This is a genomic window from Streptomyces sp. NBC_01788 (assembly GCF_035917575.1).
GTDB lineage: Bacteria > Actinomycetota > Actinomycetes > Streptomycetales > Streptomycetaceae > Streptomyces.
Genome location: NZ_CP109090.1, coordinates 5011604 through 5029425 on the forward strand (window position 1 = coordinate 5011604; position 17822 = coordinate 5029425).

At 70.0% G+C, this 17822-nt stretch carries 18 protein-coding genes and 5 pseudogenes; 12 read left to right on the forward strand and 11 right to left on the reverse strand.

Annotated elements, in window-relative coordinates:
• Positions 1-13: 13 nt before the first annotated feature.
• Positions 14-1399, reverse strand: coding sequence for a class II fumarate hydratase (locus OIE49_RS22825; RefSeq protein ID WP_326803906.1), 1386 nt, complete (start codon positions 1397-1399; stop codon positions 14-16).
• A gap of 102 nt (positions 1400-1501) precedes the next feature.
• On the reverse strand, positions 1502-3178 hold the full coding sequence (locus OIE49_RS22830; RefSeq protein WP_326803907.1) for a fumarate hydratase: 1677 nt from the start codon (positions 3176-3178) through the stop codon (positions 1502-1504).
• Between the two features lie 172 nt (positions 3179-3350).
• On the opposite strand from OIE49_RS22830, the gene OIE49_RS22835 reads away from it, so the two are divergent.
• Both OIE49_RS22835 and OIE49_RS22840 read left to right on the forward strand, forming a co-directional pair.
• A complete protein-coding gene (locus tag OIE49_RS22835) occupies positions 3351-4046 on the forward strand; it encodes a DUF1707 SHOCT-like domain-containing protein (protein WP_100571957.1) in 696 nt (231 codons plus the stop codon).
• Positions 4047-4186: 140 nt separating this feature from the next.
• Positions 4187-4564 carry a WhiB family transcriptional regulator gene (locus OIE49_RS22840; RefSeq protein ID WP_100571958.1) on the forward strand — a complete coding sequence of 126 codons (378 nt, stop codon included), beginning with the start codon at positions 4187-4189 and terminating at the stop codon, positions 4562-4564.
• A 130-nt stretch (positions 4565-4694) separates the two neighbouring features.
• On the opposite strand, the gene glpX is transcribed toward OIE49_RS22840, so the two are convergent.
• On the reverse strand, positions 4695-5729 hold the full coding sequence (gene glpX, locus OIE49_RS22845) for a class II fructose-bisphosphatase (RefSeq protein ID WP_326803908.1): 1035 nt from the start codon (positions 5727-5729) through the stop codon (positions 4695-4697).
• A gap of 127 nt (positions 5730-5856) precedes the next feature.
• On the opposite strand from glpX, the gene OIE49_RS22850 reads away from it, so the two are divergent.
• Positions 5857-6381, forward strand: a complete 525-nt coding sequence (locus OIE49_RS22850; RefSeq protein ID WP_326803909.1) for a DUF4245 domain-containing protein — start codon at positions 5857-5859, stop codon at positions 6379-6381.
• Positions 6382-6550: 169 nt separating this feature from the next.
• Here OIE49_RS22850 and OIE49_RS22855 read toward each other — a convergent pair whose 3' ends face one another.
• On the reverse strand, positions 6551-6790 hold the full coding sequence (locus OIE49_RS22855) for an exodeoxyribonuclease VII small subunit (RefSeq protein WP_100571961.1): 240 nt from the start codon (positions 6788-6790) through the stop codon (positions 6551-6553).
• Positions 6791-6799: 9 nt separating this feature from the next.
• Complete coding sequence (gene xseA / locus OIE49_RS22860) at positions 6800-8008, reverse strand: exodeoxyribonuclease VII large subunit (RefSeq protein ID WP_326803910.1); 1209 nt, start codon at positions 8006-8008, stop codon at positions 6800-6802.
• 90 nt (positions 8009-8098) lie between these two features.
• On the opposite strand from xseA, the gene OIE49_RS22865 reads away from it, so the two are divergent.
• Both OIE49_RS22865 and ppgK read left to right on the forward strand, forming a co-directional pair.
• Entirely contained in the window at positions 8099-9115 is a 1017-nt protein-coding gene (locus OIE49_RS22865; RefSeq protein ID WP_326803911.1) for a 4-hydroxy-3-methylbut-2-enyl diphosphate reductase, read from the forward strand.
• 29 nt (positions 9116-9144) lie between these two features.
• Complete coding sequence (gene ppgK / locus OIE49_RS22870) at positions 9145-9891, forward strand: polyphosphate--glucose phosphotransferase (RefSeq protein ID WP_326803912.1); 747 nt, start codon at positions 9145-9147, stop codon at positions 9889-9891.
• A gap of 41 nt (positions 9892-9932) precedes the next feature.
• Here the strand turns inward: ppgK and OIE49_RS22875 are convergent, their stop codons facing one another.
• Positions 9933-10460, reverse strand: a complete 528-nt coding sequence (locus OIE49_RS22875; protein ID WP_401737104.1) for a DUF6542 domain-containing protein — start codon at positions 10458-10460, stop codon at positions 9933-9935.
• A 164-nt stretch (positions 10461-10624) separates the two neighbouring features.
• Between OIE49_RS22875 and ychF the strand changes: the two genes are divergently transcribed.
• The 4 genes from ychF (at position 10625) to OIE49_RS22895 (ending at position 13685) form a co-directional block, all read left to right on the forward strand.
• Positions 10625-11713 (forward strand): redox-regulated ATPase YchF, encoded by a 1089-nt coding sequence (ychF, locus tag OIE49_RS22880; protein WP_326803914.1) that lies wholly within the window; start codon positions 10625-10627, stop codon positions 11711-11713.
• A gap of 703 nt (positions 11714-12416) precedes the next feature.
• On the forward strand, positions 12417-12659 hold the full coding sequence (locus OIE49_RS22885; protein WP_326803915.1) for a hypothetical protein: 243 nt from the start codon (positions 12417-12419) through the stop codon (positions 12657-12659).
• Positions 12656-13051: a PIN domain-containing protein gene (locus tag OIE49_RS22890; protein WP_326803916.1), complete on the forward strand. Its 396-nt coding sequence runs from the start codon at positions 12656-12658 to the stop codon at positions 13049-13051. Before OIE49_RS22885 ends, OIE49_RS22890 begins: the two co-directional genes overlap by 4 nt.
• Before the next feature lie 295 nt (positions 13052-13346).
• Positions 13347-13685: a cupin domain-containing protein gene (locus OIE49_RS22895; RefSeq protein ID WP_326803917.1), complete on the forward strand. Its 339-nt coding sequence runs from the start codon at positions 13347-13349 to the stop codon at positions 13683-13685.
• A 93-nt stretch (positions 13686-13778) separates the two neighbouring features.
• On the opposite strand, the pseudogene OIE49_RS22900 reads toward OIE49_RS22895, so the two are convergent.
• A pseudogene (locus OIE49_RS22900) lies at positions 13779-13991 on the reverse strand (hypothetical protein); the annotation flags it as partial.
• Between OIE49_RS22900 and OIE49_RS22905 the strand changes: the two are divergent.
• Positions 13990-14246: pseudogene (locus tag OIE49_RS22905) on the forward strand (ISAzo13 family transposase); the annotation flags it as partial. The pseudogenes OIE49_RS22900 and OIE49_RS22905 sit on opposite strands and share 2 nt — an antisense overlap.
• Here the strand turns inward: OIE49_RS22905 and OIE49_RS22910 are convergent.
• The 4 genes and pseudogenes from OIE49_RS22910 to OIE49_RS22925 all read right to left on the reverse strand — a co-directional run.
• Positions 14231-14851, reverse strand: a pseudogene (locus OIE49_RS22910) (IS5 family transposase); the annotation flags it as partial. The pseudogenes OIE49_RS22905 and OIE49_RS22910 overlap by 16 nt on opposite strands.
• A gap of 341 nt (positions 14852-15192) precedes the next feature.
• Positions 15193-15452 (reverse strand): annotated as a pseudogene (locus OIE49_RS22915) (type II toxin-antitoxin system RelE family toxin).
• Positions 15445-15713, reverse strand: a pseudogene (locus tag OIE49_RS22920) (type II toxin-antitoxin system Phd/YefM family antitoxin). Before OIE49_RS22920 ends, OIE49_RS22915 begins: the two co-directional pseudogenes overlap by 8 nt.
• 133 nt (positions 15714-15846) lie before the next feature.
• Positions 15847-16533: a hypothetical protein gene (locus OIE49_RS22925; protein WP_326803918.1), complete on the reverse strand. Its 687-nt coding sequence runs from the start codon at positions 16531-16533 to the stop codon at positions 15847-15849.
• 143 nt (positions 16534-16676) lie between these two features.
• On the opposite strand from OIE49_RS22925, the gene OIE49_RS22930 reads away from it, so the two are divergent.
• Both OIE49_RS22930 and OIE49_RS22935 read left to right on the forward strand, forming a co-directional pair.
• Positions 16677-16973: a hypothetical protein gene (locus OIE49_RS22930; protein WP_326803919.1), complete on the forward strand. Its 297-nt coding sequence runs from the start codon at positions 16677-16679 to the stop codon at positions 16971-16973.
• 80 nt (positions 16974-17053) lie between these two features.
• Complete coding sequence (locus tag OIE49_RS22935) at positions 17054-17698, forward strand: hypothetical protein (RefSeq protein WP_326803920.1); 645 nt, start codon at positions 17054-17056, stop codon at positions 17696-17698.
• The last annotated feature ends 124 nt before the right edge of the window (positions 17699-17822 follow it).

The following is a 17822-nucleotide window of genomic DNA, read 5'->3' on the forward strand; positions in this document are numbered from 1 at the left end:
GGGTGGCACGCGGTTACGGCTGCGTCATCCGCAGGACGTCCAGCGCCTGGTCGAGTTGTTCCGTCGTGAGCAGTCCGCGCTCGACGTAGCCGCCCTCGACGACGACCTGACGGATCGTCTTCTGCTCGGCCAGCGCCTTCTTGGCGACCTTCGCCGCCTCCTCGTACCCCAGGTACTTGTTGAGCGGGGTGACCACGGACGGCGAGGACTCGGCGTACTCGCGGGCCCGTTCGCGGTGGGCGACGATCCCGTCGACGGTCCGGTCGGCGAGCAGCCGGGACACGTTGGCCAGCAGCCGGATCGACTCCAGCACGTTCTTGGCGATGACCGGGAGCATGACGTTGAGCTCGAAGTTGCCGGCGGCGCCGGCGGTGGCGACGGTGGCGTCGTTGCCGACGACCTGGGCGCAGACCATGAGGACGGCCTCGGGGACGACCGGGTTGACCTTGCCGGGCATGATCGAGGAGCCGGGCTGGAGGTCGGGCAGGGAGATCTCGGCGAGCCCGGTCCTGGGCCCGGAGGCCATCCACCGCAGATCGTTGGCGATCTTCGTCAGTCCCACGGCGATGGTCCGCAGCTGGCCGCTGGTCTCGACGATGCCGTCCCTGGCGCCCTGCGCCTCGAAGTGGTCGCGGGCCTCGGTGAGCGGCAGCCCGGTCGCGCGGGCGACCTCCTCGATCACGGCGGCGGAGAAACCGGGCGGGGTGTTGATGCCGGTGCCGACGGCGGTCCCGCCGAGCGGCAGCTCGGCCAGCCGGGGCAGGGAGGCGTTCAGACGCTCGACGCCGTACCGGACCTGGGCGGCGTACCCGGCGAACTCCTGGCCGAGGGTCACGGGCGTGGCGTCCATCAGGTGCGTCCGCCCGGACTTCACCACGTCGGCGAACTCCTCGGCCTTGCGGGTGAGGGCGCTCGCGAGGTGGTCGAGGGCGGGCACCAGGTCGCGGGTGACGGCGGCGGTGGCGGCGATGTGGATCGACGACGGGAAGACGTCGTTGGAGGACTGCGAGGCGTTGACGTGATCGTTGGGGTGCACGTCCCGGCCCAGCCGCTCGCCGGCGAGGGTGGCGATGACCTCGTTGGTGTTCATGTTGGACGAGGTCCCGGAACCGGTCTGGAACACGTCGACCGGGAAGTGCTCGTCCCACGTGCCCTCGGCGACCTCGGCCGCCGCCTCCCGGATCGCCTCGGCGACGTCCTCGTCCAGCACCCCGAGCCGCGCGTTCACCGTGGCCGCGGCGCCCTTGATCCGGGCCAGCGCCTCGATGTGCGCGCGCTCGAGCCGCTGCCCGGAGACGGGGAAGTTCTCCACCGCCCGCTGCGTCTGGGCACGCCACTTGGCGTGGACGGGAACCTGGACTTCGCCCATGGAGTCGTGCTCGGTGCGGTATTCGCTCATACCGCGTACAGCGCGGGCGGCGGTGGGGATGTTCCGGCGTTGGGCCGGACGGGGGGAGCCCCCGGCGGCTGCCGGGGGCTCCAGGGCTGTGCGGGGACCGGCTCAGGCCAGACCGGGGCCCCGGACCGGGATCGACGTGAACGTCGGCTGGGGGGCCGGGTTCTGGAAGAAGTCGTTGCCCTTGTCGTCCACGACGATGAACGCCGGGAAGTCCTCGACCTCGATCCTCCAGACGGCCTCCATGCCGAGCTCCTCGTACTCCACGACCTCGACCTTCTTGATGCAGTCCTGGGCCAGCCGGGCCGCCGGACCGCCGATCGAGCCGAGGTAGAAGCCGCCGTGGGTGCCGCACGCGTCCGTGACCTGCTTGCTGCGGTTGCCCTTGGCCAGCATCACCTTGGAGCCGCCCGCCGCCTGGAACTGCTCCACGTAGGAGTCCATGCGGCCGGCCGTGGTCGGGCCGAAGGAACCGGAGGCGTAGCCCTCGGGGGTCTTGGCCGGGCCCGCGTAGTACACCGGGTGGTCCTTGAGGTACTGCGGCATCTCCTCGCCCGCGTCGAGCCGCTCCTTGATCTTCGCGTGGGCGATGTCCCGGGCCACGACCAGCGGGCCGGTCAGCGACAGCCGGGTCTTCACCGGGTACTTCGCCAGCTCCGCGAGGATCTCGTCCATCGGTCGGTTCAGGTCGATCTGGACCACGCTGTCGTCCGACAGGTGCTCGTCCGTCGTCTCCGGCAGGAACCGCGCCGGGTCCTTCTCCAGCTGCTCCAGGAACACGCCCTCGGGGGTGATCTTCGCCAGGGCCTGCCGGTCCGCCGAGCAGGACACCGCGATCGCGACCGGGCAGGACGCGCCGTGCCGCGGCAGCCGGACCACGCGCACGTCGTGGCAGAAGTACTTGCCGCCGAACTGCGCGCCGATCCCGATCCTCTGCGTCAGCTCGAAGACCTTCTGCTCCAGCTCCTCGTCCCGGAAGCCGTGACCGAGCGGCGAGCCCTCGGTGGGCAGGTTGTCCAGGTAGTGCGCGGAGGCGTACTTCGCCGTCTTCAGGGCGTACTCCGCGCTCGTGCCGCCGACCACGATGGCCAGGTGGTACGGCGGGCAGGCGGCGGTGCCCAGCGAACGGATCTTCTCCTCCAGGAACTTCATCATGGAGGCCTCGTTCAGGACGGCCTTCGTCTCCTGGTACAGGAAGGACTTGTTGGCCGAGCCGCCGCCCTTGGCCATGAACAGGAACTTGTACGCGCCGCCGTCCGTCGCGTACAGCTCGATCTGCGCGGGGAGGTTGGAGCCGGTGTTCTTCTCCTCCCACATGGTGAGCGGGGCCATCTGCGAGTAGCGCAGGTTCAGCTTCGTGTAGGCGTCGTAGATGCCCCGGGACAGGGCCTTCTCGTCCTCGCCCGCCGTCAGCACGTTCTGGCCGCGCTTGCCCATGACGATCGCCGTGCCCGTGTCCTGGCACATGGGCAGCACGCCGGCCGCCGCGATGTTCGCGTTCTTCAGCAGGTCCAGGGCGACGAACTTGTCGTTCGCGCTGGCCTCCGGGTCGTCGATGATGCGGCGGAGCTGGGCGAGGTGGGCCGGGCGCAGGTAGTGCTGGATGTCGTGGACGGCCTCCGCGGCCAGCTTGCGCAGCGCCTCCGGCTCGACCTTGAGGAACGTACGCCCGTCGGGCCCCTCGACGGTGGAGACGCCCTCGGACGTCACCAGCCGGTACGGGGTGGTGTCCTCACCCTGGGGGAGAAGATCGGTGTACGCGAACTCAGGCATCTGGCCCATTCCTCACTCGGCAGACGGCTGCCCGCCGACACCGGCGGGCGACAACCAGCGTAGAACCTGCCACCGACGGTGAACCTGTGAGGTCCGGCTCAGCGCGGACCGGCGCGGTGCGCGGCGCGCCCGTCGTCCACACCCCTAGTCGCGATCTATCGCGTTTCGGTACCCTGCTGCCGTGGACCTTCAGAAGCAGACCGAACCGCGTACGGCCGCCGCCCCTGTCGCCGAACTGCGTGCCTCGGACGCCGACCGTGACCGTATCGCCGACATCCTGCGCGAGGCCCTCGCCGAGGGCCGTCTGAACGCCGACGAGCACGCCGAGCGCGTCGAGGGGGTGCTGAACGCCAAGACGGTCGGCGAGCTGGAGGTCTTCATCCAGGACCTGCCCGCCGCCCATCAGGGCCCTGTGGCCGCCGCGTACACCCCGGCGCCGAACCGGCCGATGGCCGGCGCGATACCCCCCGTCGCCGACGAGAACGTGGTGGCGGTGTTCAGCCAGGCCAGCCGCCGCGGCCGCTGGCGCCCCGGGCGCCGGGTGCACGCGTACGCGGTCTTCGGCAGCGTGGAGATCGACCTCAGCGAGGCGGTCTTCGAGTACCAGCAGGTCGTGATCAAGGCCGTCTCGGTCTTCGGCGACGTGCAGGTCCGCGTCCCGGAGAACGTGTCGCTGCGCGGCACCGGCGGCGGCGTCCTCGGCAACTTCGAGGTGATCACGCTGGACTCGGCCGATTCGGAGGCGCCCGTCGTCTACGTCGACGGCTGGGCCGTGCTGGGCAACGTCGAGGCGCGGCCGAGGCGGGGCAAGCTCGTCGCGGACATCCTCGACCGGGTCCACCGCAAGGTGGACAAGCATCTGCGCAAGCACATGTGACAACAGCGGTCGTTCGCGGACGCCGGCGGTCGCGGTCGGGCGGTTGGGAACTCAGTGCATAGGCGCGCGTACAGCGGGTAGGCCTTGCTGCATCGTCTCTTGGACCCTCCCGCTCGCGAAGCCGTCGTCAGGAGAAGACCGTGCTGCAACCGCCGCATTCGTCGCTGCAGGTAGCTGCCGTTCCGGCCCAGCGGGCGCCGGCGCGTGACAGGGATCAGGACGCGCCGTGGCACACCGAGGCGGTGTGCCGACGTGACGAGGCGGGCCTGTTCTTCGCACCCTCCAAGGAACCCACCGCCGCGCGGCTGTCCCGCGAGGAGGCAGCCAAACGCGTGTGCGCGCGCTGCCCCGTCATGGTCGAGTGCCGCGAGCACGCGCTGCTGCAGCCCGAGCCCTACGGCGTCTGGGGCGGCCTCACCGCCGCCGAGCGCCGCGTGGTCCTGGCCCGGCGCCGCCGCCGCGACGTGGAACTGAAGAAGGCGGCCCGCGCCACCGGCCGCATAGCGGCCGCGGGGTAGGCCCGTACGCCCGCGGATCCTCCGTACGCCCTTTGGGGCGGTACGCGCATGGGGCGCCCCCTCCGCACGGGGAGCGCCCCATCGCCGTGATCGCCGCGACGGACCCGCGGCCGTGCTGCTTCGCGCGGTGCTACTTCGCGCGGTCGAAGTCGATCGCGCTGTACGCCCGCAGCTTGCTCAGCCGGTGCTCGGAGTCGATCCGGCGGACCGTGCCGGACTTGGAGCGCATCACGATCGAGTCGGTCGTCGCCGTCTCGGCGCGGTAGCGCACGCCGCGCATCAGCTCGCCGTCGGTGATGCCGGTGGCGACGAAGAAGACGTTCTCGCCGGAGACCAGGTCGTCCGTGGTTAGCACGCGGTCCAGGTCGTGCCCCGCGTCGAGCGCCCGCTGCCGCTCCTCGTCGTCCTTCGGCCACAGCTTGCCCTGGATCGTGCCGCCCAGGCACTTCACGGCGCAGGCCGAGATGATGCCCTCGGGCGTGCCGCCGATGCCGAGCAGCAGGTCGATGCCGGTGCCGTCGCGCAGCGCCAGGATCGAGCCGGCCACGTCGCCGTCGGAGATCAGCTTGATGCGGGCGCCCGTCTCCCGGATCTCCCTGATCATGCTCTCGTGCCGCGGCCGGTCCAGGATGACGACCGTGACGTCCTCCGGCGTGGACCGCTTGGCCTTGGCCACGCGCTTGATGTTCACGGACACCGGAGCGTTGATGTCGACGAAGTCGGCCGCTTCCGGCCCGGTGACCAGCTTGTCCATGTAGAACACGGCGGACGGGTCGAACATCGCGCCGCGCTCGGCGGCGGCGAGGACCGCGATCGCGTTCGGCATGCCCTTGGCGGTCAGGGTGGTGCCGTCGATCGGGTCGACGGCGATGTCGACCTCCGGCCCGGTGCCGTCGCCGACGTGCTCTCCGTTGAAGAGCATCGGGGCCTCGTCCTTCTCGCCCTCGCCGATGACGACGACGCCGTTCATCGACACGGTGGAGACGAGGGAGCGCATGGCGCGCACGGCGGCGCCGTCGGCGCCGTTCTTGTCACCGCGCCCGACCCAGCGGCCCGCGGCCATCGCCGCGGCCTCGGTCACCCGGACGAGTTCAAGGGCGATGTTGCGGTCGGGCGCCTCGGAGGGCACCTCGAGCTCTGAGGGCAGATGATGATGCTCGGTCATCGGAGCGCACCTTTCTGATACGACGACGGCCGGATGAGGGTGTTGGCCCCGACTCTATCTCCGGACGGACAGAATGAGCAGGGGACCCCACGGATGAGCGGGCTGAGCACCTGCGACGATAGGGGGCGTGGCAGGTTCGAACGGCAAGCAGAAGACGGTCCGGGACATGATCCTCTCCCTGGGCCTGATCGGGATCGCGGCGGCGGTGATCTACCTCTTCGTCCCGCACGACACAAAGGCTCCCGACATCCAGCGGGTCGACTACAGCATCGAGTTGACCACCGCACGCCGGGCGGCGTCGTACCCGGTGGCGGCCCCCGAGGGCCTACCCGACACCTGGAAGGCCACCTCGGTCCGTTTCCGGGCCCATGAGAAGGAGCACTGGCACCTGGGTTTCCAGGATCCCGACGGTCAGTACGTGGCGGTCGAGCAGTCCGCGGAGAACCGCAAGGACTTCATCGACGCGGCCAGTGCGGGCGGGCACGCCACGAAGCTCACCGAGGAGATCGACGGCCGTACGTGGACGCGTTACACCGGCGGCCGCTACGACGCGCTCGTCCTGGAGGGCACCAAGGGCTCCACGACGGTGGTCGCAGGCACGGCGTCCTTCGACCGGCTGACGGCGATGGCCCGAGCCCTGAAGACCTCCTGACGGCCTGCCGCGGCCGTGGGGTGCCCGTGAGCGGGCCCCCTGCCCCGGAGGTGGCTTCTCGACGACCTGACCAGCGGGTTCCCCCGCCTTGAGGCGGGTTCTGTGGGCCACCTGGACCCGAGCGCGGGCCCGGTCCGTGGGCTACCCGGACCCGACCGCGAACCCTGCCCTACCGGGGGGAGCCGTCCTTGGGCCCCTCCCCTTCCGTCTCCTCCGCGAGGGCCGCGTCCAGCCGGGCCCGTGCGCCCTCCAGCCAGTGGCGGCACACCTTGGCCAGTTCCTCGCCGCGCTCCCACAGCGCGAGGGACTCCTCCAGACTCGTACCGCCCGCCTCCAGGCGCCGGACGACCTCGATCAGCTCGTCCCGTGCCTGCTCGTAGCCGAGCGCCTCATCCGTCTTGCTGGTCATCCGCCCACCCTATGTGTCGACACGAACCGTGAACTCGCCCTCGGCGACCCGGGCCCGCAGGGCCTCGTCCGCCGTCACCTCTCCCGGGTCGCGGACCACGTGCCCGTCCGCCTTCTGGAGCACCGCGTACCCGCGCCGGAGGGTCGCGGCGGGGGAGAGGGCCACCACGCGCGCGTGCGTGTGCGTCAGCTCCGAGTCCGCGCGGTCCAGCAGGTGCCGCAGGGTGCGCCGGCCGCGGTCGAGGACCGACGCGATGTGGTCCTCGCGCTCGGCGATCATGCGGTGCGGGTCCTCCATGCAGGGCCGGGCGAGCGCGTGGGCGAGCCCCCGCTCCTCCCGCTCGACGAGCGCCCGCACGCACCTGCGGGCCCGGTCCCGCAGCTGCCGTACCCGCTCGTACTCCTCGCCGACGTCCGGTACGACCTTCTTCGCGGCGTCGGTCGGGGTGGAGGCGCGCAGGTCGGCGACGTAGTCGAGCAGCGGCGTGTCCGGCTCGTGCCCGATCGCCGACACCACGGGCGTACGGCAGGAGGCGACCGCCCGTACGAGCTGCTCGTCGGAGAACGGCAGCAGGTCCTCCACGCTGCCGCCGCCGCGCGCCACGATGATCACGTCCACGTCGTCGATCGAGTCCAGCTCCTTGACGGCCTGCACGACCTGCGGGACGGCGTGCACGCCCTGCACGGGGACGTTGCGCACCTCGAAGCGGACCGCGGGCCAGCGGTGCCTGGCGTTCTCCAGCACGTCCCGCTCCGCGGCGGACGCCCGGCCGCAGACCAGCCCGACGAGCTGCGGCAGGAAGGGCAGGGGCTTCTTCCGCTCGGCCGCGAACAGTCCCTCGGCCGCCAGGGTCTTCTTGAGCTGCTCCAGCCGGGCCAGCAGCTCACCGACGCCCACCGGCCTTATCTCGGCGGCCCGCAGCGAGAGCTGCCCGCGCGGCGCGTACCACTCCGGTTTGGCGTGCACCACCACCCGCGCGCCCTCGCCGACCACGTCCGCGATCGCGTCGAACACCTGGCGGTAGCAGGTCACGCTGACGGAGATGTCGTGCGACGGATCGCGCAGCGTCAGGAACACCACGCCCGCACCCGGGCGCCGCGACAACTGCGTGATCTGCCCCTCGACCCACACCGCGCCGAGCCGCTCGATCCACCCCCCGATCAGTCGTGACACCTCACCGACGGGCAGGGGAGCTTCGGGGGACGTGGAAAGGGCCATGACCGCGAGAGTAACCGCCCCCACCGACAACCCCCACCCCCTCGCCCACCACCCATGGGGCGATCTTCGAGCCGCGGCGGCGGCCTTACGATGGGGGGCATGACTGCTTCGTCTGGCCGCCGTGTCCTGCTCGCCGCCCCCCGGGGCTACTGCGCGGGTGTGGACCGCGCCGTGATCGCCGTCGAGAAAGCCCTGGAGCAGTACGGGGCTCCGATCTATGTCCGGCACGAGATCGTCCACAACAAGTACGTCGTGCAGACCCTGGAGAAGAAGGGCGCCGTCTTCGTCGAGCAGACGGAGGAGGTGCCGCCGGGGAACATCGTGATGTTCTCGGCGCACGGCGTGGCTCCCACCGTCCACGAGGAGGCCGAGCGGGGCCGCCTGGCCACCATCGACGCCACCTGCCCCCTGGTGACCAAGGTCCACAAGGAGGCCGTCCGGTTCGCCAAGGAGGACTACGACATCCTCCTGATCGGGCACGAGGGCCACGAGGAGGTCATCGGCACCACCGGCGAGGCCCCCGAGCACATCCAGCTCGTCGACGGCCCCGAGGACGTCGCGAACGTCGAGGTCCGCGACCCCTCCCGGGTCGTGTGGCTGTCGCAGACCACGCTGTCGGTCGACGAGACCATGGAGACCGTCGACGCGCTCCAGGACAAGTTCCCGCAGTTGCTCTCGCCGCCCAGCGACGACATCTGCTACGCCACGCAGAACCGTCAGCTCGCCGTGAAGCAGATGGGCGCCGACGCCGACCTGGTGATCGTCGTCGGCTCCCGCAACTCGTCCAACTCCAAGCGGCTGGTGGAGGTCGCCAAGCTCGCGGGCGCGCGCCAGGCGTACCTCGTCGACTTCGCCGACGAGATCGACGAGAGCTGGCTGGAGGGCGTCTCCACGGTCGGCCTGACCTCGGGCGCCTCCGTGCCGGAGGTCCTGGTCGAGCAGGTGCTCGAATGGCTGGGGCGGCGCGGCTTCGAGGACGTGGAGATCGTCAAGGCGGCCGAGGAGTCCATCATCTTCTCCCTGCCCAAGGAACTCCGCCGGGACCTGCGCGAGGAGGCGGCCGCGCTGGTCGCCGAGCGCCAGGGGTCCGGTACGACCCGGCAGTGACGGTCCGTCGTACGCCGTAACGTGGGGCCATGCAGATCTTCGGCGTGGACATCGGCGGCTCCGGCATCAAGGGCGCCCCTGTGGACCTGGACAGGGGAGCCCTGGCCCAGGAGCGGCACAAGGTGCTGACTCCGCACCCGGCGACCCCTGGCACCGTCGCCGACGGGGTCAAAGAGGTGGTCGACCACTTCGGCTGGACCGGACCGGTCGGGCTGACGTTCCCGGGCGTCGTCACCGGCGGCGCCACGGTCCGTACGGCGGCCAACGTCGACAAGAGCTGGGTCGACACCGACGCGCGCGCGTTGTTCGGCGGCCGGCTGGGCGGTCTGCCGGTGACGGTGGTGAACGACGCGGACGCGGCGGGCGTCGCCGAGATGCACTTCGGCGCCGGCCGCGGCCGCGGGGGCACGGTGGTGCTGCTGACCTTCGGCACCGGCATCGGCAGCGCCGTCTTCGTCGACGGCGCCCTGGTCCCCAACACCGAGCTCGGGCATCTGGAGCTGAACGGCCACGAGGCGGAGAAGCGGGCGTCCAGCAAGGCCAAGGAGGACCAGGACCTGAGCTGGGAGCGTTGGGCGCGCCGGGTCCGCAAGTACCTCGCCCATGTCGAGATGCTCTTCAGCCCCGAGCTGTTCATCGTCGGCGGCGGCGTCAGCCGGAAGTCCGAGAAGTTCCTGCCCCTCATCGAGGGCATCAAGGCGGAGATCGTCCCCGCCCAGCTGCAGAACGACGCGGGAATCGTCGGCGCGGCGATGCACGCGGCGGAGCACGGCTGAGACGGCCGGGTGCGCCGCGCATGGACGGCGCACCCGCTGCCTCAGCCCGCCATGTGCTTGCGCATCGCCCGTCTCCGCGCCGCCCGGACCACCCGCCGCGCCAGTGCCGTCACGCCCGCGATCAGCGTGCCCGTGTACAGCCAGGGGGCCTGGGTGGCGAGCGCGGCCACCAGGCTCATCAGCTTGCCGAGGAACCCCGCGTCCCCGTCGATCACCGGCAGCAGGCCCACGGCGAACCCGATCGGCACCACGACGGGCGCGGTCAGCAGGTCGCCCTTGCGGACCCACAGCGCGGTCAGCGCGCACACCGGCAGGAACAGCACCCCGTAGACGGTGGAGCCGCCGCCGAGGAGCAGGTCGAGACCGCCCAGCAGGAACATGACGGCCCCGCAGAACAGCCCGGCGCCCAGACCGGTCAGCCGCGGACCGGACGGGCGCCGCGGCTCGGGCGCCGGGGCCGCCGCGGGAACGGTCGGACGCCGTGCCGCGGGAGGCCGCCGTGCCGGGGGCACCGGCGGCCTGTCTCGTCGCGGTCCGTGCTGCTGGTGTCGCGTCCTGTGCTGCTCCACTGGACCAACCTAGGTCTGCTTATGTGGCGAATAGCCCGCCAGACACGCCGGGTGTCGCAGCCTGGCCAAGCGTTCGACCGTCGCGGGGGACCGGGTACGACACGCCGTAGACTGGTGGATCGGCCGCCTGGCCCACAGTCTCCTCACGTACGGGAAGTCGCAACGTGTCGCTCACGATCGGAATCGTCGGTCTGCCGAACGTCGGCAAGTCGACCCTGTTCAACGCCCTGACCAAGAACGACGTGCTCGCGGCCAACTACCCGTTCGCCACGATCGAGCCGAACGTCGGTGTCGTGGGCGTGCCGGACGGTCGTCTCGCCCAGCTCGCCTCGATCTTCAAGTCGGAGCGGATCCTCCCGGCCACCGTCGACTTCGTCGACATCGCCGGCATCGTGCGCGGCGCCAGCGAGGGCGAGGGCCTCGGCAACAAGTTCCTCGCGAACATCCGCGAGTCGGATGCGATCTGCCAGGTCATCCGGGCCTTCAAGGACGAGAACGTCGTCCACGTCGACGGCAAGGTCTCGCCGAAGGACGACATCGAGACGATCAACACCGAGCTGATCCTCGCCGACCTCCAGACCATCGAGAAGGTCCTGCCCAGGCTCCAGAAGGAGTCGCGGATCAAGAAGGACATCGCTCTCAAGGTCAAGGCGGTCGAGGAGGCCCAGGAGATCCTGGAGAAGGGCGACACGCTCTTCGCGCACGGCATCGTCCAGGGCAGCGAGCGCGCCGAGCTCCTGCACGACCTGCACCTGCTCACCACCAAGCCCTTCCTGTACGTCTTCAACGTCGACGAGGACGAACTGGTCGACGAGGACTTCAAGAACGAGCAGCGCGCGCTGGTCGCCCCCGCCGAGGCGATCTTCCTCAACGCCAAGCTGGAGGCCGACCTCGCCGAGCTGGACGAGGACGAGGCGCTGGAGCTTCTCCAGTCCGTCGGCCAGGACGAGCCCGGCCTCGCGACCCTCGCCCACGTCGGCTTCCGCACGCTCGGCCTCCAGACCTACCTGACGGCCGGTCCCAAGGAGTCCCGCGCCTGGACCATCAAGAAGGGCGCCACCGCCCCCGAGGCCGCCGGTGTCATCCACACCGACTTCCAGAAGGGCTTCATCAAGGCGGAGGTCATCTCCTTCGAGGACCTCCTGGAGTCCGGCTCGGTCACCGAGGCCCGCGCCAAGGGCAAGGCCCGCATGGAGGGCAAGGACTACGTGATGCGCGACGGTGACGTGGTGGAGTTCCGCTTCAATGTCTAGCCGGTGACTTAACACCACTTCGCTGATCTGGCAAACGCGCAGGTCAAATGGGGTCTGACTCTTCGGGGTCAGGCCCCATGATTTTTACCGTGCTGGATAGGTGCTGGATTTTCTGACCTCTCGTCACCTGTCATCACCCCTCATATCCGTACCGTGCTGGATTCGTGCTGGACGCCGACGAACTGCGTGGACACCCCGGGCGCGCTTGCCGTGCGGCCGGGGCGGCGGAGCCCACGGGCATGCCGCAGGTCGATGGCGCCCGCCAGGCTTGCACGGACGCAGTTCCGCGCCGGTCAGCCGTCCAGGTCGTCGGCCTCGCGGACAGACGGCCCGAGGTCCTCCATGAGCATGCCGAGCAGAACGGTGGCCCGCCGCACCCGCGAGGCCCTCGTCCAACATGCCCAACAACCTGCCCGACGAAGGGAAGACCGTGGCCCAGTAGACCGACGACCGCTCCGCGACAACCGATCACCCGCCGCACTACCGACGAACCGGTCGAGGCGGCGAACCCGCCCGGCTGGGACCTCCCAGTGCGCAATCGTGGCCATCGGCGTAGTGATGGGCATCATCGGCCTCGCCCCGATCTTCGGCCCGCACCTGACCGGACACCTGCCCCCGTTCCCCGTGGCCGGTCGGCAGGGGCGCGGGTTGACCGTCCGTTGTTGACCTGCGCACCGTGGTAACACCTTGGTATGGTTGCGGTATGGCGAAGACGAAGAAGGTCACGATCACACTGCCGGTAGAACTGCTGGAGAGCATGAAGGCGCATACGGACAACGTCTCCGGCTACATCACCGAGCTGGCCGAGCGCGCCGAGCGGCGCAGGCTTCTTCGGGAGGAGCTGGATCGCTATCAAGGGGAATTCGGTGCGTTCACCGATGAGGAGTTGGCCCAGGCCCGCGCGCTCCTGCACGGAACCGAGGGCGAGACGGAGCGCGCGGCGTGAACATCGAGTTCCTGGTGCTCGACTCGCAGGGTTTCTCCTCATGGATCGACCGAGACCGCAAGGTGATGCAGCTCCTGGAGCAGGCGGAGCGTGACGGGGTCGATGTCGCCATGTCGGCTGCCACGATCATCGAAGTCTCGTACGGGGGCGTGGACCTGGCACGGCTGAACTGGCTGTTGTCCCGAATTCGCGTGGAAGCGGTGACGAAGGAGAGCGCCCGCCGCAGCGCCCAACTCCTGAAAGGGGCCGGGCTGCACGGGCACAAGTACGCCATCGACGCCATGGTCGCCGAGGTGGCGCTGCGTCTGCCGGGGCCGGTGGCGGTACTCACCTCCGATGCCGACGACATGGTCAAGTTGTGTGGGCAGCGGGTGCGGGTCATCGGCCTGTAGCCGTGTGCGCTTGCGGCTCTTCCCGCGGCGCGGAGGCACTTCGCAGGCCGCTCGACCTGGCGGACTGCCTCGGCAGCCATCAAGGCCGGGAGGAGCTGCTCAGCGGAGCCCTGCGGAGGTATCGGAGTGACCGGTGCCATCGTGGCCCCGGAGCGGAGTGACCGCGGAGGTTTCGGGCTGGAGCCTCGACCTTTCGCACGCCGAGGCTCGTAGCTGTTGCGTAGAGCTGTCGGCGCCGAGTCTTCTCGTATTCTGTCGCCGCTCCCGTGCTGGGACGGTGCCGGGATGCGCCTACATGATCGAGCCGCCTGCTGAACCGTCCCGCCTGGTCGCCGCCCTGGTCCGCTTCACCCCCGGCGCCCGCACCAACTGGCACTCCCACGCCCTGGGTCAGGTCCTGTACATCACCGACGGCGTCGGCCTGGTCGGCACTCGCGACGGCAATGTCGTACGCGTCAGCGCCGGCGAGACCGTCAGGTGCCCGGCCGGCGAGGAACACTGGCACGGCGCCACCGACACCGACCTCATGGCGCACATCGCCCTCGTGGTCGGTGACGGCAACGGCGACGGCACCACCTGGCTGGAGCCCGTCACCGACCAGCAGTACGCGGAAACCCTCGCCAGCCGCCGCTGACCAGCCTGCCCGCCGGGCGGGCCTGAGCTCGGTCCGGCTGCCGGCCCCGGCCGGGCCGGGCTCACGCCGCTGAGGCGACACCGCAGAGCCCGGTCAGGGGCGGGTGTGTTGGCCCACGGCGCGGCAGAGGGTGAGGAGCACCTTGGTGGCTCGGCGCTCGTCCATGGCCTTGTAGCCCTCGGGGGCCTGGTCCAGGGGCAGGGTGAGGTCGAAGACCTTGCCGGGGTCGATCTTGCGGTCCCAGATGAGCTGGATCAGGTCGGGCAGGAACCGGCGCACGGGGGCCGGGCCGCCGAGGGTGTGGATGCAGGGGGCCCGGTTGCTGGGTCATGGTGGGATTCGGTTGGTGGCGCGCGCGGCCGGTGTCCGGGAGGGCACGGTCTCGCGGGGTGTGGCCGAACTGGAGTCGGACGAGGGTCCGTTGGGGCGGGTGCGCCGGCCCAGCGGGGCCGCAAGCGGTCGGCTGACCTGGACCCCCAACTGGTGCCGGCGTTGCTGGCACTGGTCGAGCCGGATATGTGCGGAGACCCGATGTCGGCGCTGCGCTGGACGGTGATGTCCTTCACTGCCCCGTGGGTGACCACGGCGTCCTTGAAACCCTGGTCGACCAGGACCTTCTCCAGGCGCATCCCGCATCGTTCGGCCGCCTGGTCCAGCAGGGCGATGCCGGCCTCGTTGTCGTGCGCGCTCGCGGCGAGGACCACCACACCGATGATCAGGCCCAGCACGTCGACGGCGAGTCCCCGCTTCCTGCCGGGCGTCTTCTTGTTCGCGTCCAGTCCTGTCGTCTTCTTCGGCACCCCGGCCGCCACGCGGACGGACTGGGTGTCGATGATCACGAGCGACGGGTCCTCTAATCGTCTGGCCCGCTCCCGCACCTGGCAGCGCAGGATCTCCTGGATCCGCTGGTCAAGGCCGTCCTGGCGCCACACGGTGAAGTAGTAGAACACCGCCGACCAGGCCGGAAGGTCGTGCGGCAGGAGCCGCCACTGACAGCCCGTCCGGTTCTGGTAGAGCAGCGCGTTCACGACCTCGCGCAGGTCGCAGGAGCCCGGGTTCCCGGTCGCCGACCGCGCCACCCGCTCCTGTTTCCATGCGGTGACCAGCGGCTCGATCAACGCCCATTGTTCGTCGGACAAGTCGGTTGAGTACGGCATCCGTTCCATGCCGCGACCTCGTCATGCACACGACATGACACGGGGATGGAACCGTTCCAGCCACGGGGCGAGCTGTCCGCAGACAGTCCGCAGGACACCCGCAAGCGACCGTCAGGACCCAACGCTCGCCAACGAAGAAGCGCCTGGTCAGGGCGTTCTGTTGGGCTCCGCCGCAGGTCAGAATCGACGGGCAGACATTCCGCTTCAACGTGTAGTTGCGTCACCTACGCAGTCAGAAGGGGCCGGACGCTGCTGCGTCCGGCCCCTTGACGAATCCACGGGACGGAATGCTCTGCCAGCCCCCAGGGCGACCGCGCCGAGCGGGGCTGAATAAGCCCCGTCAGGGGTGTTCAGGTGTCATAGACGGTGGAGCGGTGACCGACGTGTACCACCCACACCACCAACTCGCCGTTGCCGATCGTGTAGATCACCCGTCGCCCATCCGTAGGCGGCGGCGGTCGGGCTGGGAGACCGGGGAGGCGGTGTCGAACCCGAGAGGGCCGGTCTCCAGCTCGGTCAGTTTGGCCAGGATGCGGAGGGCCGCGCCGCGCGGGACTTTGCGGAGCTCGGCCTGGGCCTCGGGCCGGAAGACGGTGCGGTACTCACTCACTGCGCGCCAGTGTCTCCCTCATGACGTCCTCGATCGGGATGCCGGGTGCAGGGTTGGCCATGCGCTCGTCGATGTCCGGTTGATCTCGCGCTCTTCCCATTCCTGGTACCTGCGCAGCACCTCGATGGAGACCACCGCGGCGACCTCCTTGCCGCGGCGCGTGATGACAGTAGGCACGTCGCTGCGATCGGCGCGCTCCACGACCTCGGCGAGGTGTGCGCGCACATCGCGGATGGACTCTGTGGGCAGCGGCTGCGTCATGCGCTCAAGCGTGCCGAATGTCCCATGTGTGCACAACAGGTCTTCGGAGTAGGCCCCACTTCGCGGCGGTCGCGCGTGCTGGATGCGTTGAATGGTGCGTCTCCGTCGGGACGTCGCGCCAGCCCCTGCCCACTCACTGAGAGGTGCTTGCCGCCTGCTCGGCCTTCTCTCCCGTGGGGCCCGCCGCGAACCATGTGCCGCCCACGCCCTGCCCGTTCAGATCGCCCGGCCTGCTGTCGCCGGCGAAGCGGTAGACCGGCCAGCCGCCGACGGTGAGCTGGACCTGGCCGTCCTGGCGGCGGATCGCGCCGACGTCCTTCTGGTCCACGCCCGCCAGGTAGACGTTGCCGCCCTGCTTGATGGTCACGGGGGGCCATCGCACGGCGCAGTCGTCGTTGCAGTTGGACAGCGACGGCTGGGCCGAGTCGTTGTCGAAGCGGTACAGCGCTGCCTGGTTGATGTTGATCAGGTGCGGTGAGAACAGGGGCGCCGAGGTCACCGCCGACAGCTGGACCCACTTCGGGGGCTCCTCCTGGAGGACGGCCCCGACGACGGTGCCGCCGTTGCCGCTCAGGCCCGCTTCCTGGGCGGTGGAGTCGACGACCTGCAGTGTGCTGTTGTCCGCGCTCCGGCCGTCCGCCGCGGCCGGGGAGGACGCGGGTGCGGGGGCCGAGGCCGTCTGCGGGGCACTGTCGCCGATCTGGATGGTCTTGCCGCAGGCGGACATGCCCGTGACGCCGCACAGGACGAAGGTGAGGCCGGCGGCGGTCCGGCGCGCGGTGGTGCTGCGGAACGGCAGGCCGGTGAGGAGCGAGGTCATGCCTGCAACACGAGACAGAAGCGGAGAAGGTTCAACGCCTCCGGCGACCGCCCCGAAAACCGCCGGAGTTGAACGATCCGGCCCCCCGCACCCGTGTTGTACACACAGGTGAATCCTCATCGCACCGGAACGGGGACTCAAAGATGGCTTCGGACATCAACATACCCGGGAGTGAACTCCGGGAGGCCCAGGAGATGCTGGGCTTCGTGCACGACTTCATCGACATCGGGCACCACACGTTCGACTTCGATGCGGCCTTCGGTCGGGAGCTGTCCCGGGGTTCCGCCCAGAACTTCGAGAACAAGTGGGAGGACGGCAAGCACCAGTTGCAGAAGCAGGTGCAGGGCATCCGGGACGCGATCGGCAGCATCCTGGACTCGTTCGAGAAGACCGACCTCGACGCCGTGTCCAACCTGGAGATCGGAAGCGAAGGAGCCTGAGCCGTCGGCGGCTCGGTGTGCGCGGCGGGAAGGCGGCAGTGAGGAGTGTGTTCGATGGTGGACGAGACGATCGGTGACCGATGAGTACTGCTGCACAGCGCTTCGTGCTTGACATTCCGGATCTGTGGAACCAACTGGACCTCTCCGGTGAGGACTTGGCCCAGGTGCGTGCGCGGGCGCTGGCCTCGACCCGGGATCCCCGGGGGAAGGCCCGGATCAACGACATGTTCCGTCAGGGGCGGGAGGTGAGCCGGGCCGCACGCCGCCATGGAGCGCTCCTGGCGGTGGGGACGGCGACGATGTACCCCGACGGCCTCTTCATGGCGTACGGGATGGTGTTCGCCGTCACCACTCCTCAGGGTGAGGAGCTGACGCTGCCGGTGCTGTCCGCGCGGCTCGGCGTCTCCTCGGCGACCGGGGCCGCGCCGAAGGACCGGGTCATCGCCTCCGCGAAGGTGCCCCATGTGGGCACGGTGGCCCGGGTCACCGGTACCGAAGTGACGCGGCTGACCGGGGACATCGACGTCAAGCTGCTCACGATGCACACCATGATGCCGGTGCCGGGCACCACCGAGGACTTCCTCGTGGTCACCTTCGCCAGCCCCAATCTGCCGTTGAAGAGCGAGGCGTACGACCTGTTCGACGCCATCACCAGCACCTTCCGCTTCGTGACGGACGACGGTGTCCAGGTCACGGTGGACAGCGACGGAGGGGTCGCCGCCTGACCGGCGTCCACGACGGAACAAAGAAGGGCGGCCGGGTGCTTCACCCGGCCGCCCTTCGCGTCCCGCGGGCAGGGCCACTGTTCCGTGCCCGCGGGGGAAGGAGGCGCACCCGGCGAGGGGGAGT

Coding starts and splice junctions, on each gene's coding strand:
- OIE49_RS22825 (WP_326803906.1), bottom strand. CDS start 1,399: ATGAGCGAATACCGCACCGAGCACGACTCCATGGGCGAAGTCCAGGTT.
- OIE49_RS22830 (WP_326803907.1), bottom strand. CDS start 3,178: ATGGGCCAGATGCCTGAGTTCGCGTACACCGATCTTCTCCCCCAGGGT.
- glpX (WP_326803908.1), bottom strand. CDS start 5,729: ATGACCGAGCATCATCATCTGCCCTCAGAGCTCGAGGTGCCCTCCGAG.
- OIE49_RS22855 (WP_100571961.1), bottom strand. CDS start 6,790: ATGACCAGCAAGACGGATGAGGCGCTCGGCTACGAGCAGGCACGGGAC.
- xseA (WP_326803910.1), bottom strand. CDS start 8,008: ATGGCCCTTTCCACGTCCCCCGAAGCTCCCCTGCCCGTCGGTGAGGTG.
- OIE49_RS22865 (WP_326803911.1), top strand. CDS start 8,099: ATGGGGGGCATGACTGCTTCGTCTGGCCGCCGTGTCCTGCTCGCCGCC.
- ppgK (WP_326803912.1), top strand. CDS start 9,145: ATGCAGATCTTCGGCGTGGACATCGGCGGCTCCGGCATCAAGGGCGCC.
- OIE49_RS22885 (WP_326803915.1), top strand. CDS start 12,417: ATGGCGAAGACGAAGAAGGTCACGATCACACTGCCGGTAGAACTGCTG.
- OIE49_RS22895 (WP_326803917.1), top strand. CDS start 13,347: ATGATCGAGCCGCCTGCTGAACCGTCCCGCCTGGTCGCCGCCCTGGTC.
- OIE49_RS22925 (WP_326803918.1), bottom strand. CDS start 16,533: ATGACCTCGCTCCTCACCGGCCTGCCGTTCCGCAGCACCACCGCGCGC.
- OIE49_RS22930 (WP_326803919.1), top strand. CDS start 16,677: ATGGCTTCGGACATCAACATACCCGGGAGTGAACTCCGGGAGGCCCAG.
- OIE49_RS22935 (WP_326803920.1), top strand. CDS start 17,054: ATGAGTACTGCTGCACAGCGCTTCGTGCTTGACATTCCGGATCTGTGG.